The 25,402-nt window shown below is 65.7% G+C and carries 22 protein-coding genes; 10 read left to right on the top strand and 12 right to left on the bottom strand.

What is annotated here, in order from left to right:
* Positions 1 to 34 precede the first annotated feature (34 nt).
* Positions 35 to 1,111 carry an S-methyl-5-thioribose-1-phosphate isomerase gene (gene mtnA, locus AC1TXO_RS07670; RefSeq protein WP_486405754.1) on the bottom strand — a complete coding sequence of 359 codons (1,077 nt, stop codon included), beginning with the start codon at positions 1,109 to 1,111 and terminating at the stop codon, positions 35 to 37.
* Between the two features lie 109 nt (positions 1,112 to 1,220).
* Here mtnA and AC1TXO_RS07665 point away from each other — a divergent pair, with 109 nt between their 5' ends.
* The 4 genes from AC1TXO_RS07665 (at position 1,221) to AC1TXO_RS07650 (ending at position 4,787) form a co-directional block, all read left to right on the top strand.
* Entirely contained in the window at positions 1,221 to 2,546 is a 1,326-nt protein-coding gene (locus AC1TXO_RS07665) for a TRZ/ATZ family hydrolase (RefSeq protein ID WP_486405753.1), read from the top strand.
* Positions 2,547 to 2,610: 64 nt separating this feature from the next.
* Entirely contained in the window at positions 2,611 to 3,309 is a 699-nt protein-coding gene (gene ubiG, locus AC1TXO_RS07660; RefSeq protein ID WP_486405752.1) for a bifunctional 2-polyprenyl-6-hydroxyphenol methylase/3-demethylubiquinol 3-O-methyltransferase UbiG, read from the top strand.
* 2 nt (positions 3,310 to 3,311) lie between these two features.
* Positions 3,312 to 3,983: an N-acetylmuramic acid 6-phosphate phosphatase MupP gene (mupP, locus tag AC1TXO_RS07655; RefSeq protein WP_486405751.1), complete on the top strand. Its 672-nt coding sequence runs from the start codon at positions 3,312 to 3,314 to the stop codon at positions 3,981 to 3,983.
* Positions 3,984 to 4,046: 63 nt separating this feature from the next.
* Entirely contained in the window at positions 4,047 to 4,787 is a 741-nt protein-coding gene (locus tag AC1TXO_RS07650) for a YciK family oxidoreductase (protein ID WP_486405750.1), read from the top strand.
* Positions 4,788 to 4,846: 59 nt separating this feature from the next.
* Here the strand turns inward: AC1TXO_RS07650 and AC1TXO_RS07645 are convergent, their stop codons facing one another.
* The 7 genes from AC1TXO_RS07645 to AC1TXO_RS07615 form a co-directional block, all read right to left on the bottom strand.
* Entirely contained in the window at positions 4,847 to 5,644 is a 798-nt protein-coding gene (locus tag AC1TXO_RS07645) for an iron-containing redox enzyme family protein (RefSeq protein WP_486405749.1), read from the bottom strand.
* 45 nt (positions 5,645 to 5,689) lie between these two features.
* Positions 5,690 to 8,146 (bottom strand): EAL domain-containing protein, encoded by a 2,457-nt coding sequence (locus tag AC1TXO_RS07640; RefSeq protein ID WP_486405748.1) that lies wholly within the window; start codon positions 8,144 to 8,146, stop codon positions 5,690 to 5,692.
* A gap of 122 nt (positions 8,147 to 8,268) precedes the next feature.
* On the bottom strand, positions 8,269 to 10,101 hold the full coding sequence (locus AC1TXO_RS07635; protein ID WP_486405747.1) for an ABC transporter ATP-binding protein: 1,833 nt from the start codon (positions 10,099 to 10,101) through the stop codon (positions 8,269 to 8,271).
* Complete coding sequence (locus AC1TXO_RS07630; protein ID WP_486405746.1) at positions 10,094 to 10,726, bottom strand: DsbA family protein; 633 nt, start codon at positions 10,724 to 10,726, stop codon at positions 10,094 to 10,096. Before AC1TXO_RS07630 ends, AC1TXO_RS07635 begins: the two co-directional genes overlap by 8 nt.
* Positions 10,727 to 10,729: 3 nt before the next feature.
* Complete coding sequence (gene trhO, locus AC1TXO_RS07625) at positions 10,730 to 11,662, bottom strand: oxygen-dependent tRNA uridine(34) hydroxylase TrhO (RefSeq protein ID WP_486405745.1); 933 nt, start codon at positions 11,660 to 11,662, stop codon at positions 10,730 to 10,732.
* 118 nt (positions 11,663 to 11,780) lie between these two features.
* Positions 11,781 to 12,077 (bottom strand): BolA family protein, encoded by a 297-nt coding sequence (locus tag AC1TXO_RS07620; RefSeq protein WP_486405744.1) that lies wholly within the window; start codon positions 12,075 to 12,077, stop codon positions 11,781 to 11,783.
* Positions 12,078 to 12,087: 10 nt separating this feature from the next.
* Positions 12,088 to 12,612, bottom strand: coding sequence for a DUF2059 domain-containing protein (locus AC1TXO_RS07615; protein ID WP_486405743.1), 525 nt, complete (start codon positions 12,610 to 12,612; stop codon positions 12,088 to 12,090).
* 156 nt (positions 12,613 to 12,768) lie between these two features.
* Between AC1TXO_RS07615 and AC1TXO_RS07610 the strand changes: the two genes are divergently transcribed.
* Positions 12,769 to 14,163, top strand: a complete 1,395-nt coding sequence (locus AC1TXO_RS07610) for a class II fumarate hydratase (protein WP_486405742.1) — start codon at positions 12,769 to 12,771, stop codon at positions 14,161 to 14,163.
* Positions 14,164 to 14,221: 58 nt separating this feature from the next.
* On the opposite strand, the gene AC1TXO_RS07605 is transcribed toward AC1TXO_RS07610, so the two are convergent.
* A complete protein-coding gene (locus AC1TXO_RS07605) occupies positions 14,222 to 15,184 on the bottom strand; it encodes a DMT family transporter (protein WP_486405741.1) in 963 nt (320 codons plus the stop codon).
* A gap of 139 nt (positions 15,185 to 15,323) precedes the next feature.
* Entirely contained in the window at positions 15,324 to 16,817 is a 1,494-nt protein-coding gene (gene pap, locus AC1TXO_RS07600; RefSeq protein WP_486405740.1) for a polyphosphate:AMP phosphotransferase, read from the bottom strand.
* A gap of 133 nt (positions 16,818 to 16,950) precedes the next feature.
* Here pap and mnmC point away from each other — a divergent pair, with 133 nt between their 5' ends.
* From mnmC to AC1TXO_RS07575, 5 genes are all read left to right on the top strand, one after another.
* A complete protein-coding gene (gene mnmC / locus AC1TXO_RS07595; protein WP_486405739.1) occupies positions 16,951 to 18,936 on the top strand; it encodes a bifunctional tRNA (5-methylaminomethyl-2-thiouridine)(34)-methyltransferase MnmC2/FAD-dependent 5-carboxymethylaminomethyl-2-thiouridine(34) oxidoreductase MnmC1 in 1,986 nt (661 codons plus the stop codon).
* A gap of 139 nt (positions 18,937 to 19,075) precedes the next feature.
* Complete coding sequence (locus tag AC1TXO_RS07590) at positions 19,076 to 20,863, top strand: N-acetylglutaminylglutamine amidotransferase (protein WP_486405738.1); 1,788 nt, start codon at positions 19,076 to 19,078, stop codon at positions 20,861 to 20,863.
* A 3-nt stretch (positions 20,864 to 20,866) separates the two neighbouring features.
* Positions 20,867 to 22,609: an N-acetylglutaminylglutamine synthetase gene (gene ngg, locus AC1TXO_RS07585; protein WP_486405737.1), complete on the top strand. Its 1,743-nt coding sequence runs from the start codon at positions 20,867 to 20,869 to the stop codon at positions 22,607 to 22,609.
* A gap of 80 nt (positions 22,610 to 22,689) precedes the next feature.
* Positions 22,690 to 23,874: an osmoprotectant NAGGN system M42 family peptidase gene (locus tag AC1TXO_RS07580; RefSeq protein ID WP_486405736.1), complete on the top strand. Its 1,185-nt coding sequence runs from the start codon at positions 22,690 to 22,692 to the stop codon at positions 23,872 to 23,874.
* A gap of 115 nt (positions 23,875 to 23,989) precedes the next feature.
* Positions 23,990 to 24,217, top strand: coding sequence for a YheU family protein (locus tag AC1TXO_RS07575; RefSeq protein WP_054893888.1), 228 nt, complete (start codon positions 23,990 to 23,992; stop codon positions 24,215 to 24,217).
* Here the strand turns inward: AC1TXO_RS07575 and csrA are convergent.
* Together csrA and AC1TXO_RS07565 are read right to left on the bottom strand one after the other, a co-directional pair.
* Positions 24,214 to 24,402 carry a carbon storage regulator CsrA gene (gene csrA, locus AC1TXO_RS07570; protein ID WP_486405735.1) on the bottom strand — a complete coding sequence of 63 codons (189 nt, stop codon included), beginning with the start codon at positions 24,400 to 24,402 and terminating at the stop codon, positions 24,214 to 24,216. The two genes, AC1TXO_RS07575 and csrA, sit on opposite strands and share 4 nt — an antisense overlap.
* A 125-nt stretch (positions 24,403 to 24,527) precedes the next feature.
* On the bottom strand, positions 24,528 to 25,331 hold the full coding sequence (locus AC1TXO_RS07565) for an SDR family oxidoreductase (protein WP_486405734.1): 804 nt from the start codon (positions 25,329 to 25,331) through the stop codon (positions 24,528 to 24,530).
* Positions 25,332 to 25,402: the final 71 nt, after the last annotated feature.

Here is a 25,402-nt window from a genome sequence, read left to right as displayed (position 1 = left end):
CCCAACGCCACCCCCGGCACGAGGGCACAAGCAATCAGTGCAGGCGCTTGCGGCACATCAGCTGGGCGATTTTCGCGGTATCCGGCCGCTCGACAATCCCCTTCTCGGTCACGATCACATCGATCAGATCCGCCGGGGTCACGTCGAAGACCGTATTGAACACTTCGACATCGGCCGCCACCCGCTTGCCGGCAACCTCCAGCAATTCGCCCGGCTCACGCTCTTCGAGAGGAATATCGTCACCGCTGGCCAGGTTGAGGTCGATGCTGGTGCTCGACGCCACCACCATGAAACGCACGCCATGGTGCATGGCCGAGACGGCCAGCTGATAGGTGCCGATCTTGCTCGCCACATCGCCGTTGGCAGCGATGCAGTCGGCACCGACCACAACCCAGGTGATGCCCTTGGTCTTCATCAGGTGCGCCAGCGCCGAATCCGCGCACAGCGTGACCGGAATGCCTTCGTGAGACAACTCCCAGGCAGTCAGGCGCGAGCCGTGCAGCCAGGGCCGGGTTTCACCGGCATAGACCCGCTCGACCATGCCCTCCAGGTAGGCCGCATGGATCACCCCCAGGGCGGTGCCGAAGCCACCACTGGCCAGGGCACCGGCATTGCCGTAGGTCAGCAGGGTCTGCTCGCTGCCCTGGTGACGACGGATCTGCTCGATACCGTTCTGCGCCATGGTCAGGTTGGCCTCGCGATCACTGTCGTGGATCGCCACGGCCTCGGCCTCCATCAGCGCCAGCACGTCTTCGTCGGGGCGCAGGCGCTGCAGGCGCTCACGCATGCGGTTGAGCGCCCAGAACAGGTTGGCGGCGGTCGGACGCGACTCGGCGAGGTCGAGGAAGTCCTCCTCCAGCGCGCGCTCCCAATCGTCGCCCTCGGCCAGGCGCTGACGCAGCGCGAGCACCAGGCCATAGGCCGCACTGATACCGATGGCCGCCGGACCGCGCACGGCCATGTCACGGATCGCCCGGACCACCGACGCCACGTCGGCGCAGGCCAGCCAGTGCTCGCGGACAGGCAGCAGACGCTGGTCGAGCAGGTGCAAGGTGCCATCACGCCACTGGATGGAAGTCACCTTCTCCGCCGCCAAAAGTCGCTCGCGCATCGCCTCTCCCCGCCGTTCACTGATCAAAAGCGGACGATTATAGCGAGCCTCGGGCGCAGGCGCTCGGGTATACTGCGCGTTCCATTCAACGGAACCCGGTAGCCCGCCTATGCTCTCAGCCTCTTCGCCGCTCGACCTGCTGCTCGCACCCCGCTGGCTGGTGCCCGTGGAGCCGGCCGGCGTGGTACTCGAAGGGCATGCCCTGGGCATCCGCGACGGGCTGATCGCCTGGATCGGCCCCCGTGAACGGGCACCACAGGCCCTGGAGGTGCGTGAGCTGCCCGACTGCGTGCTCACCCCGGGGCTGGTCAACGCCCACGGACACGCGGCCATGACCCTGTTCCGCGGCCTGGCCGACGACCTGCCGCTGATGACCTGGCTGCAGGAACACATCTGGCCGGCCGAAGGGCGCTGGGTCGACGAAGCCTTCGTGCGCGACGGCACCGACCTGGCCATCGCCGAGCAGCTCAAGGGCGGCATCACCTGCTTCGCCGACATGTATTTCTTCCCCCGCGAAGCCTGCGACCGCGTACACCGCAGCGGCATTCGCGCCCAGGTGGCCGTGCCGCTGCTGGACTTCCCCATCCCCGGCGCACGCAGCCCCGACGAAGCCCTGCACCTGGCGATCGAACTGTTCGGCGATCTGCGCCACCATCCGCGGATCAGCATCGCCCTCGGCCCGCATGCACCGTACACGGTCAACGACGAGAACCTGGAGAAGATCCGGGTCATCGCCGACCAGCTCGACGCCGCGCTGCACATGCACATTCACGAAACCGCCGGCGAAGTCGAAAGCGCCGTGGCCGAACACGGCGAACGCCCGCTGGCGCGCCTGGCCCGTCTCGGGCTGCTCGGGCCGCGGCTGCAGGCCGTGCACATGACCCAGATCAGCGACGACGACCTGGCGCTGCTGGTAGAAAGCAACACCAGCGTGATCCACTGCCCGGAGTCCAACCTCAAGCTTGCCAGCGGTTTCTGCCCGGTCGAGCGCCTGTGGCAGGCCGGTGTCAACGTGGCCGTAGGCACCGACGGCGCCGCCAGCAACAACGACCTCGACCTGCTCGGCGAAACCCGCACCGCAGCCCTGCTGGCCAAGGCCGTGGCGGGCTCGGCCACGGCCCTGGACGCCCATCGAGCCCTGCGCATGGCCACCTTGAACGGCGCCCGCGCGCTGGGCCTTGAAGCCAGCATCGGTTCGCTGGAGCTGGGCAAGGCCGCCGACATCAGCGCCTTCGACCTTTCGGGCCTGGCCCAGCAGCCGGTGCACGACCCGGTTTCACAACTGATCTATGCCACCGGCCGCGACTGCGTGCGCCACGTCTGGGTCGCAGGCCATCACCTGCTCGACGACCGGCAGCTGACGCAGATGGATGAAGCCGCGCTGATCGATACCGCCCGCACCTGGGGCGAGCGCATCCGCGTAGGCAAAGCATGACAGACCGGCAGCCGAGGCTGCCGGTCGAGACACCTTTTATCGAAGTTTTCAGAGGATCTGTTCAATGAGCAACGTTGACCGCGCCGAAATCGCCAAGTTCGAGGCCCTGGCTCACCGCTGGTGGGACCGCGAAAGCGAATTCAAGCCCCTGCACGAGATCAACCCGCTGCGGGTCAACTGGATCGACGAGCGCGCCAGCCTCGCCGGCAAGAAAGTACTCGATGTCGGCTGCGGTGGCGGCATTCTCAGCGAGGCCATGGCCCAGCGCGGCGCCAGCGTGACCGGCATCGACATGGGCGAGGCACCGCTGGCCGTGGCGCGCCTGCACCAGCTGGAGTCCGGCGTCGAGGTCGAGTACCGGCAGATCACCGCCGAAGCCCTGGCCGAGGAAATGCCCGGCCAGTTCGATGTGGTCACCTGCCTGGAAATGCTCGAGCACGTGCCCGACCCCTCTTCGGTGATCCGCGCCTGCCATCGCCTGGTCAAGCCCGGCGGCCAGGTGTTCTTCTCCACCATCAACCGCAACCCGAAGGCCTACCTGCTGGCGATCATCGGCGCCGAGTACATCCTCAAGATGCTGCCGCGCGGCACCCATGACTTCAAGAAATTCATCCGGCCTTCGGAACTGGGCGCCTGGAGCCGCGTTGCCGGCCTCGAGGTCAAGGATATCATCGGCCTCACCTACAACCCGCTGACCAAGCATTACAAGCTGGCCAGCGACGTCGACGTCAACTACATGATCCAGACCCTGCGCGAGGAATGAGCATGCGCCTGCGAGCAGTACTCTTCGACATGGACGGTACCCTGCTGGACACCGCGCCGGACTTCATCGCCATCTGCCAGGCCATGCTCGCCGAACGCGGCCTGCCGGCAGTGGACGACCAACTGATCCGTGGCGTGATCTCGGGCGGGGCGCGGGCCATGGTCGCCGTCACCTTCGCCATGGACCCGGACGCCGAGGGCTTCGAAGCCCTGCGCCTGGAGTTCCTCGAACGCTACCAGCGCGATTGCGCGGTGCACAGCAAGCTGTTCGACGGCATGGCCGAACTGCTGGCCGACATCGAGAAAGGCAACCTGCTGTGGGGCGTGGTCACCAACAAGCCGGTGCGCTTCGCCGAACCCATCATGCAGCAGCTGGGCCTGGCCGAGCGCTCGGCACTGCTGATCTGCCCCGACCATGTGAAGAACAGCAAGCCCGATCCCGAGCCACTGATCCTCGCCTGCAAGACCCTCGACCTGGACCCGGCCAGCGTACTGTTCGTCGGCGACGACCTGCGCGACATCGAATCCGGGCGCGATGCCGGCACCCGCACCGCGGCCGTGCGCTACGGCTATATTCATCCAGAGGACAACCCCAACAACTGGGGCGCCGACGTGGTGGTGGACCACCCGCTGGACCTGCGCAAGGTGATCGACAGCGCGCTGTGCGGCTGCTGATCCGCGAGGCCTGACGCCCGCCATGGAAGATGGCGTCGCCCACCGATTTCAAGGATACATCACATGTTCGACTACACCGCCCGCCCCGACCTGCTCAAGGGTCGGGTCATTCTCGTCACCGGCGCCGGACGCGGCATCGGTGCCGCTGCAGCCAAGGCCTACGCCGCCCTTGGCGCCACCGTGCTGCTGCTGGGCAAGACCGAGGCCAACCTCAACGAGGTCTACGACCAGATCGAGGCAGCCGGCCATCCACAGCCGGTGGTCATCCCGTTCAACCTGGAAACCGCCCTGCCCCACCAGTACGACGAACTGGCAGTGATGGTCGAGGAGCAGTTCGGTCGCCTCGACGGCCTGCTCAACAACGCCTCGATCATCGGCCCGCGCACGCCGCTGGAGCAGTTGTCGGGCGACAACTTCATGCGCGTGATGCACATCAACGTCAATGCCATGTTCATGCTCACCAGCACCCTGCTGCCGCTGCTCAAGCTGTCCGAAGACGCCTCGGTGGTGTTCACTTCATCGAGTGTCGGGCGCAAGGGCCGGGCCTACTGGGGGGCCTATGGCGTGTCGAAGTTCGCCACCGAGGGCCTGATGCAGACCCTGGCCGACGAGCTGGAAGGCGTGGCGCCGGTGCGGGCCAACAGCATCAACCCCGGTGCCACGCGCACGGCGATGCGGGCACTGGCCTACCCCAGCGAGAACCCGCAGGACAATCCGCTGCCCGAAGACATCATGCCGGTGTACCTGTATCTGATGGGGCCGGACAGCCGCGAAGTGAACGGGCAGGCGTTCAACGCGCAGTAGACGCATGCCGTTCACCGGCCTTGTTGCCAGACAAGGCCGGTGAACAACCTCAAGCCCGGTCAGCCGGCAGCCAGCGCCGGCTTGTGAAAGACCTGGCGCTGGACAGGCTCCATCGCCAGGCAGCGCTCGAGGAACAGGTACATGCAGTCGTAGCTCTTGCAGATGGCCTTGCGCAGTTGCGCCTGCAATTCTTCCGATGGATTCTCACCCACCAGCGTGCAGATGATTTCCAATGCCTCCCAGGGGTGCGCGTCATCGTACTCGGCGTGCAGGTCCAGCCATCTCATCGCTGCCTTGGCATCCTTGTCACCCTTGCGGATGAAGTCTTGCGCGTAGGCTGTATCGGGGTAGACCTTTGCCGACCACTCGCCCGTCGCGCCTTCGATCGCGTAGTTGGTCGCCGCCATCGCAATGGCCAGCGACTCGGTCGCGCAGACTCGCCAGCACCAATCGTTGAGGCCATTGAGCTCCGGCGGCACCTCCTGGGCCTGCAAGTCGTGCAAGGTGATCTTGTGCGCCTTGCACCACTTCACCCAATGGTCGGCGTGATTGAGCTCAACCCGGATATTGCGTATCAGCCAGCGCCGCGCCATATCCTCGCCCTGGCTGCGACCATAGCGTGTCTTGGTGAGGTTATGCGCCATGTACAGGGAAAACTGCTCGACCACCGGCCAGCCACCGATGAGGTACTGGCGTATGGTGTCACGACTCAGGTTGCCATCGCTCAGGCGCTGGTAGACTTCATGCTCTACAACCCTGCGTTTGCTCTCGGCACACTCCGAGATCATTTTCTGCGCCCAGTCGGGGTAGCTCTTGGGGTCCATCAATGGACCGATCCGTACGAATGCGTCAATCACTGTCAGCTCCTTGATTCCTTGTGATTTTCCGGACGACTACTACTGTCAGCGGAAGGTCCCTGGCGCCCGGTGCATCAGGGGCCTTACTGCCATGCGTTGGCGCTGAAGGCTGTCACAGGTGAATACCTGCGGCCGCTCGATCAGATAGCCCTGGGCGTAGTCGACGCCGATCTCCTGCAGCGCCTGCTCGATCAACGGGGTTTCGACGAACTCGGCGATGGTCCTCTTGCCCATGACATGGCCGATATGGTTGATCACTTCCACCATAGCCCTGTTGATGGGATCGTCGAGCATATCCTTGACGAAACTTCCGTCGATCTTCAGGAAGTCTACTGGCAAATGCTTCAAATAGGCGAATGACGACATTCCGGCGCAGAAATCGTCCAGCGAGAACTTGCAACCCAACCCCTTCAATTCATTGATGAAGCGAATGGCGCTTCCCAGATTGGCGATAGCGCTGGTCTCGGTTATTTCGAAACAAATCATGTGCGCCGGGATCTGGTACTCGGAAAACAGCCGCTGCAGGTACTCGAGGAACTTGTCGTCACCAATGCTGGTGCCGGACAGGTTGATCGCGCACATCGCCAGCGGCTTGCTGCGCCCCTCGTCCAGCGCCTGGCGAATGACCATGAACACGTTGCGCACCACCCAGCGGTCGAGCGCGGTCATCAGGCCATAGCGCTCGGCGGCGGGAATGAAGCTGTCGGGCAGGATGGTACGGCCGCTTTCATCGTGCAGGCGCAGGAGGATTTCCAGATGCCCGGCACCGGCATCGTTCTTCAACGGCGCGATTTCCTGGGCATAGAGACAGAAGCGGTTTTCTTCCAGCGCCACGTGCAGGCGCTGGATCCAGGCCATCTCGCCAAAGCGCATCGACAGCTCGCTGTCGTCGGCATGGTAGACCTGTACCCGGTTACGGCCTTTTTCCTTGGCCATGTAGCAGGCCATGTCGGCGGCGCGCAGGGAGGCCTCCAAGGTGCCTGGCGACTGGGCGATGTGCACCAGGCCGATGCTCACGGTGGTGACGAAAGGCCGGCCCTTCCACACGAAATGCAGGCTCTGCACGGTCTGGCGCAGGTGTTCGGCGATTCGTTCGCCCTGGTCGGGCGGGCAGTTCTCCAGCAGCACACCGAACTCATCGCCACCCAGCCGCGCCAGCGTGTCGCCTTCGCGCAGACCGGCCTGCAGCACGGCGCAGATGTGGCGCAGCAGCTCGTCGCCTGCGGCGTGCCCGCAGGTGTCGTTGACCAGCTTGAACTGGTCGAGGTCGAGGAACATCAGCGAATGGCGCCCCGACTGCCGGGCCAGGGTGTTGAGCGCCTGTTCGAGGCGGTACTCGAATTCACGGCGGTTGGCCAGGCCGGTCAGGGCATCGTGGGTCGCCTGCCAGGACAGGTTGGCGATGTACTGCCGCTCCTGGGTCATGTCGTGCAGGGCCAGGACAATGCCGCTGATCTGGCCATCGGTATGGATGGGCGAGCCGACCAGATTGACCGACACCGTGCTGCCGTCCAGGCGCTGGATCAACCGCGCATGCTCGGCACCGCCCTTGAGGCTGCCACTGAGCACCTGCTCGACCAGGGTCAGGCTGTCCTTCTCGGCATTTTCATCGAGCAGGCTGAACAGCGCCGCCAGCGGCAGGCCCTGGGCCTGGGCAGCCTGCCAGTGGGTGAGCTGCTCGGCAGCCGGGTTCATATAGACAATGCAGCCCTCGACATCGGTGGTGATCACCGCGTCACCGATCGATTCGAGGGTAGTCTGCGCCCGCTCTCGCTCGACCTGCAGGGCGCTGGCAAAGGCCTGGCGCTGGGACAGCAACCGCGCCGAGCGGCGCCAGGCCAGGGCGATGAGAAACAGCGCCGTGACCAGGTTGGTGACCATCAGTACCCGCAGCAGCACCCGCGACCCCTCACCCAGCGCATCGCTGAAGGCCTTGGCGGCCGGCGTCACCCCTTCGTTGATGGCCACGATCCGGGCCTTCCAGCCGGCGACCTCGCGGGCACCGGCCAGCCCCGCGGCGAAACCGGCGCGCATTTCCCCGGCCAGCACGTCCAGCTGGCGAAGGTATTCGTCACCCGTGTTCCAATGATTGATGGCGGTCTGCATGTAGCTGACCTGGCTGAAGTTGCGGTAGAACCAGATGATCCGGTTGACGTCCTCGGGATGATTACCACCCTGCAGGATCCCGCGCCGCGCTGCGTCCAGGTCCGGCACGGGCTGGTCGAGAGCGACCCGCAGCTGGCGATCGCCCTGGGGCACGGCAATAGCCTGGCGATAGCGCTGGAAGATGCGCTCGTCGTGGCCTTCGGCGTAGAGGTTCAGGTAATAGATGGCGTCCTTCTGTGCCTTGGACCACAGACTCTCGCCGGCCACATAGGCACGCATGGCCGAAAGCGAATAAAGGCTGAGGCTGCCCAGCAGCACCTGGAAAACCACCACTGCGACGAAGGGCCAGATGATTCCCAGCAACCTTGGCGCTTCGAGAGTCCGATTTCCCTTCATGTAGTCCCTGTCACAGAGCGGATATGGCACAAATCGACCCAGACAAGCACAGCGTAGGCCATTTGCCATAATTGCGCGGGGCTTTTTGTCGCGGCCATTGCGCCTATTGGGGCGCTGCGTGATCAGGACTGTTGCAGATGCCCGTACAGCTTGGCGTACAGCCCGCCTTCGGCGATCAGCTGCTGGTGGCCGCCGTCCTCGGCCACGTGTCCGCCGTCGAACACCAGAACCCGGTCGGCCTGTTTCACCGCCGAAAGCCGGTGGGCGATGATCAGGGTGGTGCGGCCGCTCAGAAACCGCGCCAGTGCCTGGTGCAGGTTGTATTCGGTGGCGGCGTCGAGGGCCGAGGTAGCCTCGTCGAGTATTACCACCTTCGGCTCGGCCAGCACCATCCGTGCGATTGCCAGCCGCTGGCGCTGACCGCCCGACAGGCGCACGCCGGAACGCCCGACCACGCTGTCCAGCCCCTGGGGCAGCGCGGCGATGGTGGCCTCGAGCTGGGCGATGCGCAGTGCCTGCCAGCACGCCTCATCGGTGCAGTCACGGCCCATGGTCAGGTTGGCCCGCACGCTGTCGTTGAACAGCGACGGGTGCTGCAACACCACCGCGACATGCTCGCGCAAAGTTTCCAGGCCGATTTCCTGCAAGCTGGCGCCGCCGAAGCGGATGGTTCCGGCCTGGGCGCTGTAGAGCCCCAGCAGCAGTTGCACCAGCGTGCTCTTGCCGCCGCCGCTGGCACCGACGATGGCGACTTTCTCGCCCGGGGCGATGGACAGGTCGAGGTGCTCCAGCACGGGCTCGTCGGCGTAGGCAAAGCGCAGGTCGCGCACCTCGATGCCTACTGTCTGGTGCCCGGCAAACGGGTCGCAAGCGGCCGGGTATTGCGGCTCGTCCTCGCGCGACAGCAACTCGTTCAAGCGGCTGAGCGCGCCGCCGGCGGCATAGTAGGCGTATTGCAGGTTGAGCAGTTGCTCCACCGGCCCGATCATGAACCACAGGTAGCTGAACACCGCCAGCATCTGTCCGATCGACAGGTCGGAGAACAACACCGTCAGCATCGCTGCGGCACGGAAGATGTCGATGCCGAACTGGAACAGCAAGCCGCTGGCACGGCCACTGGCATCGCTTTTCCACTGCGAGGCCACCGCGTAGTCACGCACCTCCCGGGCGCGCACGCCCAGGCGGCCGAGGAAATAGCCCTGGCGGTTGCTGGCGCGGATCTCCTGGATGGCGTCGAGGGTCTCGCTCAGTGCCTGGGTGAAACGTCCGGTGCTGTCGTTCTCGAGCTTCTTCAGGTGCTTGACGCGCTTGCCCAACTGCACCGTGAAGTAGATCACCAGGGGGTTGAACAGCAGGATCAGCAGCGCCAGCTTCCAGTGCATCCAGATCAGGATCGCCGCGGTGCCGGTGAGGGTCAGCATGGCCACCAGGAAGCGGCTCAGGGTCTCGCCGACGAACTTGTCCAGGGTGTCCAGGTCGGTGACCAGGTGCGTGGTCACCGTGCCACTGCCCAGGCTTTCATATTCCTTGAGCGAGATGCGCTTGAGCCGCTCGATCAGGCGGATACGCAGGCGGTAGACGATATCCTTGGCCAGGCTGGCGAACTGGCGGGCCTGGATCACGCCGAACGCCAGCGAGGCAAGCCGCAGCGACAGGGTGGCCGCCAGCATCAGGCCGATGTAGCCGGCCGGCGCCTGCCACTGGACGGGCAGCAGTTGGTTCATCCACTTCAGCGCGGCATCACCGTGGCCCAGCAACACTTCGTCCACCAGCAACGGCAGCAGCAGAGGGATCGGCACGCTGCAGACGGCAGCGAGCACGGCCACCAGGTTGGCGGTCCACAGGGCTTTCTTGTGATGCAGGGCCAGGCGGCGAATCTGTGCCCAGCTCAGTCGGTCGTGCGCAGCGGCAGGCTGCCCTGGCACAGGGTCTGGGGACCCTGGCAGGTCAAGCACAGGCGGCCTGCTCCAGCCAGCGGCCAAGCAACGGCTGCAGGCGCTCGAGTGGCTGATAGCCGTTGGTCAGCAGCGCCAGCTGGCCATTGCGCTCGGCCAGCAGGGTCGGGAAGCCGGCGATGCCCAGATCCTGGACCCAACTGAAGTCGGCGGCCGTGCGATCACGGACCTCGGTGCTGGAGAACGCGTCGGAAAAGCGCTCGCGGTCGAAACCGGCCTGTTCGGCCAGGTCCAGCAATTGCGGGGCGCGGGTGACATCCACGCCCTGCTCGTAGAACGAAGCCTGGATCAGCTTGAGCAAGCCCCAGCCACGCTCGGCGTCGAGCTCGCGCGCGGCCACCAGCGCCCGGCAGGGCGGTTCCGTGTCGTAGACGAAACCATCGGGCATGGCCTCTTCGAAGCGGAACGCCTGGCCGGTAGTCTCGGCCACCGCCTGCCAGTGCTCGAGGATGTACTTGCGGGTCGAGCCGTCCAGCGCGCTGCTGGCGCTGCGCAGGCCGCCCACCACCAGGTGCGCCTGCACCCCGGCGTCACGCGCCTGGGCGATCAGCGCCTCGGCCACCGGCGCAAACCCCCAGCACCAGGAGCACATCGGGTCCATCACGTAGAGCAGGCGGGCGGTCATGGCTCAGGCCTCGGCTTTGTAGTTGTAACCGATCGGATGCGGCAGGTTGCGCGCCTTGGCCAGTTCGATCTGCTTCTGGCGGTCGATGGCGCTGCGCCGGGTCTTCTCGCTCAGGGTGTCCCAGCAGTGCGGGCAGCTCACCCCGGGCGAATAATGCTCGGACGCGCGATCCTGTGCATCGATCGGATGGCGGCAGGCATGGCACTGGTCGTACTCGCCCTCGCTCAGGTCGTGACGCACCGTGACCCGGTTGTCGAAGACGAAGCAGTCGCCGTCCCAGAGGCTTTCTTCCTGAGCCACTTCCTCGAAGTATTTCAGGACCCCGCCCTTGAGATGATAGACCTCCTCGAAGCCTTCACCGAGCATGTAGCTGGACGCCTTCTCACAGCGAATGCCGCCGGTGCAGAACATCGCGACCTTCTTGTGCTTGCTCGGGTCGAAGTTGGCCTTGATATAGTCGGGAAACTCGCGGAACGTCTCGGTCTTGGGGTCGATGGCGCCCTTGAAGGTGCCGATGGCCACTTCATAGTCGTTGCGGGTGTCGATCAGCAGCACTTCAGGGTCGCTGATCAACGCGTTCCAGTCCTTGGGCTCGACATAGGTGCCGACCTGCTTGTTGGGGTCGACGCCCGGTACGCCCAAGGTGACGATCTCTTTCTTGAGCTTGACCTTGGTGCGGTAGAACGGCTGCTCGTCGCAGTACGACTCTTTATGGTCGACATCCGCCAGGCGCGGGTCGCTGCGCAGCCAGGCCAGCAGGCCGTCGATGCCTTCACGGGTACCGGAAACGGTGCCGTTGATGCCCTCGAGCGCCAGCAGCAGGGTGCCTTTGACGTCGTTGTCCTGCAAGGTCTTGAGCAGTGGCTCGCGCAGGTCGAGGTAGTCTTCGAGGGTGACGAACTTGTAGAGCGCCGCCACGACGATCGGTTGGGACATGAATCTGTATCTCCAGGTGGTTGCCCTCGTAAGGGGCGGACCGGGTTTGACGAAAAGCGAGGGGGCCGCAAAAGCGGCCCCCCGATGACGCGGATTCTACCAGAACGACGGAAAGGTTTCAGTGCCCGCCGCCGGCACACACCGGCGAAGCTGGCGCCACCCCGACCTTCGCCCATTCCTCGGACGTGTAGGTGTGGATGGCCAGGGCGTGGATCTCGCCCATCAGCTCGCCCATGGTGGCGTAGACCTTCTGGTGGCGCTTGACGCTGTTCAGCCCGGCGAACTGCTCGCTGACCAGCACCGCCTTGTAGTGCGTCTCCTGCCCACGGCTGTGCATGTGGCTTTCGTTCAGCACCTGCAGGTGCAGGTCGCCAAGCGCCGCCAGCTGCTGTTCGATGCGTTGCTGCATGCTCATCGGTTCAGGCTCACTTCTTCGCCGGGGCGGCGGCCTTGCCAGCGTTCGGGTCCAGTTCCTTGGTCATGTCGTCCAGCAGCTTGTTCACCACCGGCACCGCAGGCTCCAGGCTCTGCTGGGTCAGCTGGGCCGACTGCTGGGTGACCTTGGGCATTTCGCGCAGGACTTTCTTGCCCAGCGGCGACTCGTAGAACTTGACCAGGTCGTTGAGCTCCTGCTCGCTGAAGGTCGCGGTGTACAGGTTGACCATCTGCGGCTTGAGCTTCTTCCAGCCGATGGCGTTGTCCAGGGCAGCGTTGGCCTTGGCCTGGTAGCTGTCGAGCACGGATTTCTTCGCTGCCGGAGCCTTGGTCTGCTCGAAGCGCTGGGCGAACATCTGCTGGACCTGCATGTACACCGGGGTGCCCAGCTTGTCGGCATTGGCCAGGGTCAGGAACTTCTCGGCGGCGGCGTTGTGGCTGGCGGTGGCGGCGAGGACCTGGCCGCTGGCACAGGCCAGGGCGACGGCGGCAAAGAGGACACGGAGACGGGTCATTGCAATTCCTTCATGAGAGGGTGAGGCGGATACCTCAGAGTAGAGCATTCTGCGCCGCGTGAGGCGCTGTACTCAAGTGGGAAGACGAGCGATTGACCGCCCGGGTGGATCAAGGCCTAAACTGCGCACTCGAACTGACAATGGAGTGAATGCAGTATGAGCCGTATCGAGACAGACAGCCTGGGCCCGGTCGAAGTTCCAGAGGACGCTTATTGGGGTGCGCAGACCCAGCGCTCGCTGATCAACTTCGCCATCGGCAAGGAGCGCATGCCGCTGGCTGTCCTGCACGCCCTGGCGCTGGTCAAGAAGGCCGCGGCCCGGGTCAATGACCGCAACGGTGACCTGCCTGCCGACATCGCTCGCCTGATCGAACAGGCCGCCGACGAAGTGCTCGACGGCGAACACGACGACCAGTTCCCGCTGGTGGTCTGGCAGACCGGCAGCGGCACCCAGAGCAACATGAACGTCAACGAGGTGATCGCCGGGCGCGCCAACGAACTGGCCGGCAAGGGCCGCGGCGGCAAGACGCCGGTGCACCCCAACGATCACGTCAACCGTTCGCAGAGCTCCAACGACTGCTTCCCCACCGCCATGAGCATCGCCGCGGCCCAGGCCGTGCACGGCAAGCTGCTGCCGGCCATCGCCGAACTGTCTTCGGGCCTGGCCGAGCTGTCGGCGCGCCACTCCAACCTGGTCAAGACCGGCCGCACGCACATGATGGACGCCACGCCCATCACCTTCGGCCAGGAGGTCTCGGCCTTCGTCGCCCAGCTCGACTACGCCCAGCGCGCCATCCGCGCCACCCTGCCGGCGGTCTGTGAGCTGGCCCAGGGCGGCACTGCCGTCGGCACCGGCCTCAACGCCCCACACGGCTTTGCCGAAGCCATCGCCGCAGAGCTGGCCGCATTGTCCGGCCTGCCGTTCGTCACCGCACCGAACAAGTTCGCCGCCCTCGCCGGCCATGAACCGCTGACCAGCCTGGCCGGCGCGCTCAAGACCCTGGCTGTGGCCTTGATGAAGATTGCCAACGACTTGCGCCTGCTCGGTTCCGGGCCGCGTGCAGGGCTTGCCGAAGTGCGCCTGCCGGCCAACGAACCAGGCAGCTCGATCATGCCAGGCAAGGTCAACCCGACCCAGTGCGAGGCGCTGTCGATGCTGGCCTGCCAGGTACTGGGCAACGATGCGGCGATCGGCTTCGCGGCCAGTCAGGGCCACCTGCAGTTGAACGTGTTCAAGCCGGTGATCATCCACAACCTGCTGCAGTCGATCGAGCTGCTGGCCGACGGTTGCAGCAACTTCCAGGCGCATTGCGTGGCCGGCATCGAGCCGGACGCCGAGCAGATGGCCGCCCACCTGGAGCGCGGGCTGATGCTGGTGACGGCGCTGAATCCGCACATCGGCTACGACAAGGCCGCTGAAATCGCCAAGAAGGCCTACAGCGAAGGCAAGACCTTGCGCGAGGCGGCGCTGGAGCTCAAGTACCTGACCAACGAGCAGTTCGACCAGTGGGTACGGCCGGAAAACATGCTGGCACCTGGCGCCAAGGGCTGATCCTCGGCCGATAGTGACCTCTTCGCGGGCAAGCCCGCGAAGAGGTCGGCGCCGATTGTCAGTGAACCCCTGCCTCCCTGCCCCGCCGCGCCCGCCACCCCGCGATCAGCGAAGGCCCCAGCGCCACCAGCGCCGATCCCGCCACCACCGTCACCGCCCCGGCATAGCCCAGCGCATTGATCTGCTCGGCATGCACGAACTCAGGCCACACCCAGGCCGACAGCGCCACCGCAATGAAGGTGACCAGTGGCGTCAGGGCCAAGGTCGCACTCACCCGCGATGCCTCCCAATGCGCCAGCGCCTCGGCAAATGCGCCGTAGGCGACCAGAGTGTTCAGGCAGCACGCCAGCAGCAACCAGCCCTGCACTGGCGTCAACTGCAACGCCTCCAGCGGGTGCACCCAGGGCGTCAGCAGCGCCGCGCAGCACAGGTAGATCACCATCATCACCTGCTGCGAATGCCACACCGTCAGCAACTGCTTCTGGCTCAGGGCATAGAACACCCAGATGCTGGTCGCCAGGATGATCGTCAGTACACCGGTGGTATAGGTCCCCAGCGAGGTCAGCAACTCTTCCAGGCGCTGGTTGAAGAACAGCCCGAATCCGCCCAGCAGTACCAGCAGACCCAGCCCCTGGCCCAGGCTGAAGCGCTCCTTGAACACGAACACACTGGCCACCAGCAGCAACACTGGCCCCAGTTGCACGACCAGCTGCGCGGTGCCCGGGCTGAGCAGCTTCAGGCCGACCAGATAAAGCACATAGTTGCCCATCAGCCCGCACACGGCCACCGCCACCAGCCCGATGCCCTTGCGCCCCAGACGCTGGAACGGCGGCAGGCGTCGATTGGCGGCCAGCCAGGCGAACAGCAAGCCACCGGAGACCAGCAGGCGGTACCAGGTGACGGTGATCGGGTCCATGACCTGCAGCACCTGCTTGAGCTTGATCGGCAGGATGCCCCAGAGCAGCGCGGTCAGCAGCGCCAGGCACAGGCCGTAGACCCAGCGTCCGGAAGAAATGTGCATGGTGTCCTCGATCAATGCCCTGGTGCGGGGGTGATTGGATTCTAAGGGCTTGGGCCGCGCGACCGGGAAAAGATGACGGGAAAAGAATTCATCAGGTCATTCCCGCGGGGCATGGCTGCCCCGCAGTCGCCTGCCTCGCCTACTTCTTGTGCCGGGCGAACGCCGCCTCGAGCGCGTCGTTGATGGTACGCAGCACCTTGACCCGGGCCCAGCGCTTGTCGTTGGCCTCCACCAGCGTCCAGGGCGCGATCTCGGTGCTGGTGCGGTCGACCATGTCGCCCACGGCTTCGGCGTAGACGTCCCATTTCTCGCGGTTGCGCCAGTCTTCCTCGGTGATCTTGTAGCGCTTGAACGGGATTTCCTCACGTTCCTCGAAGCGCTGCAGCTGGGTCTGCTGGTCGATCGCCAGCCAGAACTTCACCACCACGATGCCGGCATTGCTCAACTGCTCCTCGAAATCGTTGATCTCGCCGTAGGCGCGCATCCAGTCGGCCGGGCTGCAGAAACCCTCGACCCGCTCCACCAGCACGCGCCCGTACCAGGAGCGGTCGAAGATGGTGAATTTGCCGCGCGCCGGCACATGGCGCCAGAAGCGCCACAGGTAGGGCTGGGCGCGCTCTTCCTCGGTGGGTGCGGCGATCGGCACGATGCGGTACTGGCGCGGGTCCAGCGCTGCCGCCACACGGCGGATCGCCCCACCCTTGCCGGCGGCATCGTTGCCCTCGAACACGGCGATCAGGGCGTGCTCGCGCATGCGCTTGTGGCGCAGCAGCCCGGCCAGGCGCGCCTGCTCGGCCACCAGTTGCTTCTGGTAGTCGTGCTTGTCCAGATGCTGGGTGAGGTCCAGGGCACCGAGCAGGCTCAGCTGGTCGATGCTGCGACCCAGGGGCGCCACGTTGCCCTGGTGCTTGCCCTTCGGCGCATTGGCCAAGGCGGCCTGCAGGCTCTCGAGCAGGATGCGCCCCACGGCCAGTGCGCGGTAGTGCGGATCGAAGCCTTCGATCACATGCCAGGGCGCGTAGTCGCGGCTGGTACGGCGCAGCACACGCTCGCCGAAACGCACGAAGCGGTCGTAGGTCTGCGACTGCTGCCAGTCCAGCGGGCTGATGCGCCAGCTGTGCAGCGGATCGTCGCGCAGGGCCTTGAGCCGGGTCTTCATCTGTTTCTTGGAGAGGTGGAACCAGAACTTGATGATCAGCGCGCCTTCGTCGCAGAGCATCTGTTCCAGGCGCTCGGCGCCGTTGATGGCCTGGTCCAGCACCGCGTCCTTGAAGCGCCCGTGCACCCGTCCCTGGATCATCTGGCTGTACCAGTTGCCGAAGAACACGCCCATCCGCCCCTTGGGCGGCAATGCACGCCAGTAGCGCCATGCCGGCGGACGCGCCAGCTCCTCGTCGGTCTGCTGGTCGAAGGTCAGCACCTCGATCATCCGCGGGTCCATCCACTCGTTGAGCAGCTTGACCGTCTCGCCCTTGCCGGCACCTTCGATGCCGTTGATCAGCACGATGACCGGAAAGCGCGCCTGCTGCTTGAGCTCGAACTGAGCCTCCAGCAAGGCTTCGCGCAGGGCCGGCACCTCGGCCTCGTAGGTTTCCTTGTCGATGCTGTGACCGATTTCCGCGGATTCGAACATGACTCACTCCTTCGATGGATAAGCAAGAGTAGCGGATTGCACGCCCGGCTTGCGCGCCTCTTCGCTGCAGCGGGTAAGGCGCGCGCTGCGCAGATGACATAAAATCCCCGCTTCACTGCCAGCCGAACCGACCATGCCTGACACCCCTCTCCCCCAGCACGCCCAGATCGACTGGGACGACCAGGGCCGCCCCCACTCGCGGCAATACGACGACGTCTACTTCTCGAAGAACGAAGGCGTGCATGAAACGGTGTATGTGTTCCTCGAGCGCAACCACCTGGCCCGGCGCTTTGCCGAACTGGCCGCGCACGCCTGCCTGGTGATCGGCGAGACGGGCTTTGGCACCGGCATGAACTTCTTCTGCGCCTGGCAGTTGTTCGCCGAAACGGCCCACCACGAAGCGCGACTGCATTTCGTCAGCGTCGAGAAGTACCCGCTCACCCGTGCCGACCTCGCCCGTGCCGCCGCGTTGTGGCCGGAGCTGGCGCCCTTCAGCGGGCCGCTGCTGGCGCAGTACGTGGCCGTGCACCCGGGCTACCAGCAGTTCAGCTTCGATCAGGGCCGGGTCACCCTGACCCTGCTGGTCGGCGATGTGCTGGAGCAGCTGCCGCTGCTCGATGCCCCGGTCGACGCGTGGTTTCTCGACGGCTTCGCCCCGGCGAAGAACCCCGACATGTGGACCCCGGAGCTGTTCGCACAGCTGGCGCGGCTGTCGCGACCGGGCACCACGCTGGGCACCTTCACCACCACTGGCTGGGTACGCCGGGGCCTGGCAGCAGCCGGTTTCACGATCAAGAAAGTGCCGGGGCTGGGCAAGAAGTGGGAAGTGATGGGGGGAGAATTCGTCGGCTGGCCTGAAGACCTGCCGACGCCGCCACAACCCGCTCCCTGGTATGCACGCCCGGCCCCCGTGCAGGCTCCGCGCCATGCGCTGGTGATCGGCGCCGGGCTGGCCGGTTGTGCCAGTGCCGCCAGCCTGGCGGCCCGTGGCTGGCAGGTCGAGGTGCTGGAGCGCCACGATGCCCCTGCCCGCGAGGCATCAGGCAACCCCCAGGGCGTGTTGTACCTGAAGCTGTCGGCGCATGGCACCGCCTTGTCACAGATGATTCTGGCCGGGTTCGGCTACACCCGCCGCTGGCTCGAGCGCCTGCAGCGTGGCCAGGACTGGGACGACTGCGGCGTGTTGCAACTGGCTTTCGACGCCAAGGAGTCCGAGCGCCAGGCCAAGCTGGCCAGCGCCTTCGACAGCAGCCTGTTGCACTGCCTGGATCGCGAGCAGGCCGAAGCGGTCGCCGGTGTCGACCTGGCCAGCGGCGGGCTGTTCTACCCCGAGGGCGGCTGGGTGCATCCGCCTGCGCTGTGCCGGGCGCAGCTGCAGCACCCGCGCATCCGTGTGCTGACGCATCACCAGGTGCTCGAACTGCGCCGGGTCGATGACCTCTGGCAAGCCTGGGACGGCGACCGCTTGCTGGCCAGTGCACCGCTGGTGGTGCTGGCCGCAGCGGCGGATGTTTGCAACTTCGCGGCGTGTGCCGAACTGCCGCTCAAGCGTATTCGCGGCCAGATCAGCCGACTGCCGCAGACCGCCAGAAGCCAGGCGCTGGGCACCGTGGTCTGCGCCGACGGCTATGTCGCACCGGCACGCGACGGCGAGCACACCCTCGGCGCCAGTTTCGACTTCCATAGCCTCGACCTCGCCCCCACTGCCAGCGAACACGCCAGCAATCTTGGCCTGCTTGAGGCGATTTCTGCCGACCTGGCGCAGCGCCTCGATACCGGCGCACTGGATCCGGCGCAGCTGCAGGGGCGGGCGGCATTTCGCTGCACCAGCCCCGACTACCTGCCGATCGTCGGGCCGCTGGCCGATCCTGCTGCATTCAACGCGGCCTATTCAATGCTGGCCAAGGATGCCCGACAGGTTCCGGCCATCGACTGCCCCTGGCTGGAGGGCCTGTACGTCAACAGCGGCCACGGCTCACGCGGCCTGATCACCGCGCCGCTGAGCGGCGAGCTGATTGCTGCCTGGGCCAGTGGCGAACCATTGCCGGTGCCTCGGGCTGTGGCCGAGGCCTGTCATCCAAACCGTTTCATACTGCGCAGGCTGATTCGCGGCAAATGAAAGGTGATCCCGGAAAACGGAGCACCATCCGCCACATATAACAGATTGATCTAAAACTCCCGCAAATCCCCTGGGTCAGTTCCTTAAGGTGCCCCATGGGAGGGCACTCTTTCCCCAACGGCAAAACCGGTAAGGACTTATGTGCGGATTAGCAGGAGAGTTGCGTTTCACCCCCATCAACCAAGCCCCCCGCCCGGCGGATCTCGCCGCGGTCGAGCGCATCACCCACCATCTGGCGCCACGCGGGCCCGATGCCTGGGGCTTCCATAGCCAGGGGCCGATTGCCCTCGGCCATCGGCGCCTGAAGATCATGGACCTGTCCGACGGCTCGGCGCAGCCGATGGTCGACAATACCCTCGGCCTGTCCCTGGCGTTCAACGGCGCCATCTACAACTTCCCGGAACTGCGCCAGGAACTGCAGGACCTGGGCTACAGCTTCTGGTCCGAAGGCGACACCGAAGTCTTGCTCAAGGGCTATCACGCCTGGGGCGCGGCCCTGCTGCCCAAGCTCAACGGCATGTTCGCCCTGGCCATCTGGGAACGCGACAACCAGCGCCTGTTCCTGGCCCGCGACCGCCTGGGCGTCAAGCCGCTGTACCTGTCGCGCAACGGCGAGCGCCTGCGTTTTGCCTCGACCCTGCCAGCGCTGCTCAAAGGCGGCGACATCGACCCGATGATCGACCCGGTGGCGCTCAATCACTACCTCAACTTCCACGCCGTGGTGCCCGCCCCGCGCACCCTGCTGGCCAACGTGCAGAAGCTCGAACCCGGCACCTGGATGCGCATCGACCGCCATGGCGAAGTCGAGCGCCAGACCTGGTGGCAATTGCAGTATGGCCCCCACCCAGACGAGCAGGACCTCGACCTCGAAGGCTGGACCACCCGCGTGCTCGACGCCACCCGCGATGCCGTGGCGATCCGCCAGCGTGCGGCAGTGGATGTCGGCGTGCTGCTGTCCGGCGGTGTCGACTCCAGCTTGCTGGTCGGTCTGCTGCGCGAAGTGGGCGTGGACGACCTGTCGACCTTCTCCATCGGTTTCGAGGATGCCGGCGGCGAACGCGGCGACGAGTTCCAGTATTCCGACCTGATCGCCCGCCACTACGGCACCCGTCACCACAAGCTGCGCATCGCCGAGCACGAGATCATCGATCAGTTGCCCGCCGCTTTCCGCGCCATGAGCGAACCGATGGTCAGCCACGACTGCATCGCCTTCTACCTGCTGTCGCGCGAAGTCGCCAAGCACTGCAAGGGTGTGCAGAGCGGCCAGGGTGCCGACGAGCTGTTCGCCGGTTACCACTGGTACCCGCAGGTGGACGGCGCCGATGACGCCTTCGCCGCCTACCGCGAGGCCTTCTTCGACCGCAGCCATGCCGAATACCGCGACACCGTGCAGGCGCCCTGGCTGCTGGACAACGATGCAGCCGGTGATTTCGTCCGCGAGCATTTCGCCCGCCCCGGTGCCACACATGCCGTGGACAAGGCGCTGCGCCTGGACAGCACGGTGATGCTGGTCGACGACCCGGTCAAACGCGTCGACAACATGACCATGGCCTGGGGCCTGGAGGCACGTACGCCGTTCCTCGACTACCGCCTGGTCGAACTCTCGGCACGCATTCCGGCACGCTTCAAGCTCCCTGACGGTGGCAAGCAGGTGCTCAAGCAGGCGGCGCGACGAGTCATTCCCCACGAAGTCATCGACCGCAAGAAGGGCTACTTCCCGGTGCCCGGCCTCAAGCACCTGCAGGGCGCGACCCTGGACTGGGTGCGCGAGCTGCTGACCGATCCGAGCCAGGACCGGGGCCTGTTCAACCCGGCCATGCTCGACCGCCTGCTGAGCAATCCCCACGGCCAGCTCACGCCGTTGCGCGGCTCCAAGCTGTGGCAACTGGCGGCCCTGAACCTGTGGCTCAGCGAACAAGGAATCTGACCGATGAAAGCCCATAGTGCCTACGGCCAGCGCCTGCTGCGCGGCCAGGCGCCCTCCTACGAACGCCTGCAGGCGCGCCTGGCCGGCGACGGCAGCGAACCGCACGATCAACCGCGTGCGGTGCACTGCGGCTGGGGACGGTTGCTGATCGGCCACACCTACCCCGACCCTGCGCAGCTGGCGGACGCCATGCTCGATGAGCAGCCCGGCGAGCGCGACATCGCCCTGTACGTGGCCGCCCCCCAGCAGTTGCTGGCCCAGGCCCCGCAGCAGCTGTTTCTCGACCCGTCCGACACGCTGCGCCTGTGGTTCACCGACTACCGCCCGGCCCAGCGCGTGTTCCGTGGCTTTCGCATTCGCCGCGCTCAGGCCGAGGGCGACTGGCAGGCGATCAACACGCTGTACCAGGCGCGCGGCATGATGCCGGTCAACCCCGAGCTGCTCACTCCGCGTCATCTGGGCGGGCCGGTGTACTGGATGGCCGAGGACGAAGACACCGGCGCCGTGATCGGCAGTGTCATGGGCCTGAATCACAGCAAGGCCTTCGACGACCCGGAGCACGGCAGCAGCCTGTGGTGCCTGGCGGTCGACCCGCAGTGCAGCCGACCGGGCGTCGGCGAGGTGCTGGTGCGTCACCTGGTCGAGCACTTCATGAGCCGTGGCCTGGCCTACCTCGACCTGTCGGTGATGCACGACAACCGCCAGGCCAAGCGGCTTTACGACAAGCTCGGCTTTCGCAACCTGCCCACCTTCGCGGTCAAGCGCAGGAATGGCATCAACCAGGAGCTGTTCCTCGGCCCCGGTCCCGAAGCCGGCCTCAATCCCTACGCGCGCATCATCGTCAACGAAGCCCTGCGCCGCGGCATCGAGGTGCAGGTCGACGACGCCAGCGCCGGGCTGTTCACCCTGAGCCTGGGTGGCCGCCGGATCCGTTGCCGCGAGTCGCTGAGCGACCTGACCAGTGCCGTCACCATGACCTTGTGCCAGGACAAGCGCCTGACCCGCAAGGTGCTGCACGATGCCGGCCTGCAGGTGCCCGCCCAGCAACTGGCCGGCAACGCCGACGACAACCTGGCCTTCCTCGAAGAGCATGGCGCGGTGGTGGTCAAGCCGGTAGACGGCGAACAGGGCCAGGGCGTGGCAGTCAACCTCACCGAGTACGAAGAGATCAGCCACGCTGTGGAACAGGCGCGGCGTTTCGACAGCCGCGTGCTGCTGGAGAGCTTCCACGCCGGATTCGACCTGCGCATCCTGGTGATCGGCTTCGAAGTGGTGGCCGCAGCCATCCGCCATCCGGCCCAGGTGATCGGCGACGGCACGCACACCATCAAGGCGTTGATCGAGGCCCAGAGCCGTCGTCGCCAGGCGGCCACCGGAGGCGAAAGCCGCATCCCGATGGACGAGGAAACCGAGCGCACCCTGCGCGCCGCCGGATTGGGCTTCGAAGACGTGCTGCCGGCGGGCCAGCGCCTGGCGGTACGGCGCACGGCGAACCTGCACACGGGCGGCACCCTGGAAGATGTCACCGAACACTTGCACCCGGTGCTGGCCGACGCGGCGGTGAGAGCTGCGCGGGCGCTGGAGATCCCGGTAGTGGGCCTTGACCTGATGGTCCGCGATGCGCAGCAGCCGGACTACGTGATCATCGAAGCCAACGAACGTGCCGGGCTGGCCAACCATGAACCGCAGCCGACCGCCGAGCGCTTCGTCGACCTGCTGTTCCCGCATAGCCGGCCTCTGGCCTGAATCTGCTGGCCTGTTCGCGGGCATCACCGTGGCAACGGGCTTGCCCGCGAACAGGCCCGCAAAGTCCCCAAGGAGTACCCATGTCCGAACCACTCCCCGAACCCGACCTGGACTACCTCAAGCGCGTGCTTCTGGAGATGCTCGCCATCCCCAGCCCCACCGGCTTCACCGACACCATCGTGCGTTACGTGGCCGAGCGCCTCGACGAGTTGGGCATCCCCTTCGAGCTGACCCGCCGCGGCACCATCCGCGCCACGCTCAAGGGTCGCCAGAGTTCGCCCGACCGCGCGGTCTCGGCGCACCTGGATACCATCGGCGCCAGCGTGCGCCAATTGCAGGACAACGGCCGCCTGGCACTGTCGGCGGTAGGCCACTGGTCCAGCCGATTCGCCGAAGGCAGCCGGGTCAGCGTGTTCACCGACACCGGCGTGTTTCGCGGCAGCGTGCTGCCGCTGATGGCCAGCGGACACGCCTTCAACACCGCGATCGACCAGATGCCGGTCAGCTGGGAGCATGTCGAGGTGCGCCTGGACGCCTACTGCGCCACCCGCGCCGATTGCGAGGCGCTGGGCATCGGCATCGGCGACTTCGTCGCTTTCGACCCGTTGCCGGAATTCACCGACAGCGGTCATATCAGTGCCCGCCACCTGGACGACAAGGCTGGCGTGGCGGCGTTGCTGGCGGCCCTCAAGGCGGTGGTGGAAAGCGGCCGTCAACCCTTGATCGACTGCCACCCGCTGTTCACCATCACCGAGGAGACCGGCTCCGGCGCGGCGGGTGCGCTGCCGTGGGATGTCAGCGAGTTCGTCGGTATCGACATCGCGCCGGTAGCACCGGGGCAGGCATCCAGCGAACACGCAGTGAGCGTGGCCATGCAGGACTCCTCCGGCCCTTACGACTATCACCTGTCGCGCCACCTGCTCAAGCTGGCAGGCGAGCAGGACCTGCCGGTGCGCCGCGACCTGTTCCGCTACTACTTCAGCGACGCCCACTCGGCGGTGACCGCCGGGCACGACATCCGTACCGCGCTGGTGGCCTTCGGCTGCGACGCCACCCATGGCTACGAGCGCACCCACATCGACAGCCTGGCCGCGCTGAGCCGCTTGCTGTCGGCCTACCTGCTCAGCCCGCCGGTGTTCGCCAGCGACTCGCAGCCGGCCAATGCATCCCTGGAGCGGTTCAGCCATCAGCTGGAGCACGATGCTCAGATGGAAAGCGACACCCGGGTGCCGGCGGTGGACAGCCTGGTCGGCAACAAGAGCTGAACCTGCTGGCGGGCCTTTTTCGCGGGGACGCCGGCGAAAAGGCCCGCCAGCGATTAACGTCCCATCGCCACTTTCCAGTAGCATGCAGCCCAATCTGCCCAAGCCGACAACCATCATGCTGATCCCTTACGACCAACTCGAAGCCGATACCCTCACCCGCCTGATCGAAGACTTCGTCACCCGCGACGGCACCGACAACGGCGACGACACCCCGCTGGAAACCCGCGTGCTGCGCGTGCGCCAGGCCTTGGCCAAGGGCCAGGCGTTCATCCTCTTCGACCTTGAAAGCCAGCAGTGCCAACTACTGGCCAAACATGATGTGCCCCGGGAACTGCTGGACTAGCTCGACGTACTGCGCTCCAGCTCCTGTTCCTTGATGCGCTTGTGGATCTCGGCCCGATGCACCACCACCTCCCGCGGCGCACTGATGCCGAAGCGCACCACACCGCCCTCGATGGCCATGACCTTGATGCGAATGTTGTCGCCGATGGTGATCACCTCACCCAGTTCGCGTCCGATTACCAGCATGCTCCGATCCTCCAGACCGAGGGAAAATCCGAGCCTGCTACGGGGATCCGGCCTATTCAATTGTTCACTCATTAAATAGACCAGACCTACCCGCCAAGGTAAAAAACCCTACAGACAAGCCACCACTAGCGCGCCTTGGCCCTCATCTTCACCGCCATGCCGGCCATCTCGTCGTAGAGCGCCTGCGGCTTCTCGCATTTCAGGCGCCAGGCGTCACGCCCGGCCTCGTGCGGCAGGATCAGGAACTCGCCGGCAGCGACCTGGGCATGGATGTAGTCGGCAATGTCGGCAGCGCTGATCGGCGAGCCCTCCAGCAGCTTGCCGACCTGCGCCTTCATCGCTGGATTCGGCCCGCGGAAGGAGTCGAGCAGGTTGGTCTGGAAGAACGACGGGCAGACCACGTGCACCCCCACCTCGAGCTGACGCAGCTCCACCAGCAGGCTCTCCGACAGCGCCAGCACGCCGGCCTTGGCCACGTTGTAGTTGCTCATCCCCGGCCCCTGCATCAGCGCCGCCATCGACGCGATGTTGACGATGCGCCCCTTGCTGCGCTCGAGCATCGGCAGGAACGCCTTGCAGCCCTTGACCACGCCCATCAGGTTGACCGCGATCTGCCAGTCCCAGTCTTCCAGCGACAGCTCGGCGAAAAACCCGCCCGAAGCGACACCGGCATTGTTGACGATTACGTCGATGCCGCCGAACTGTTCCTCGCAGGCCTGGGCCAGGGCGGTCAGCTGGCTGTAGTCGCGCACATCGCAGCGCTGCACGAAGCCGTCGCCGCCCGCTTCACGGACCTGTTCCAGGGTTTCGCGCAAGCCTGCTTCGTTGACATCCGCCAGCGCCAGGCGCCAGCCCTCCCGAGCCCAGCGCAGGGCAATCTCGCGGCCCAGACCGGAACCTGCGCCGGTGATCATGATGCGGTTTTGCATGGTGACTGGCCTTGTGCCGACTGATTTGCAACCGAGTCTAATCAAGCCCGGCCAGCCAGGCAGGGTCCATC

Source organism: Pseudomonas sp. FA117, from assembly GCF_057370475.1.
The sequence above is the reverse complement of the archived record's forward strand: the minus strand, read 5'-3'. Positions and strand labels throughout refer to the sequence as shown.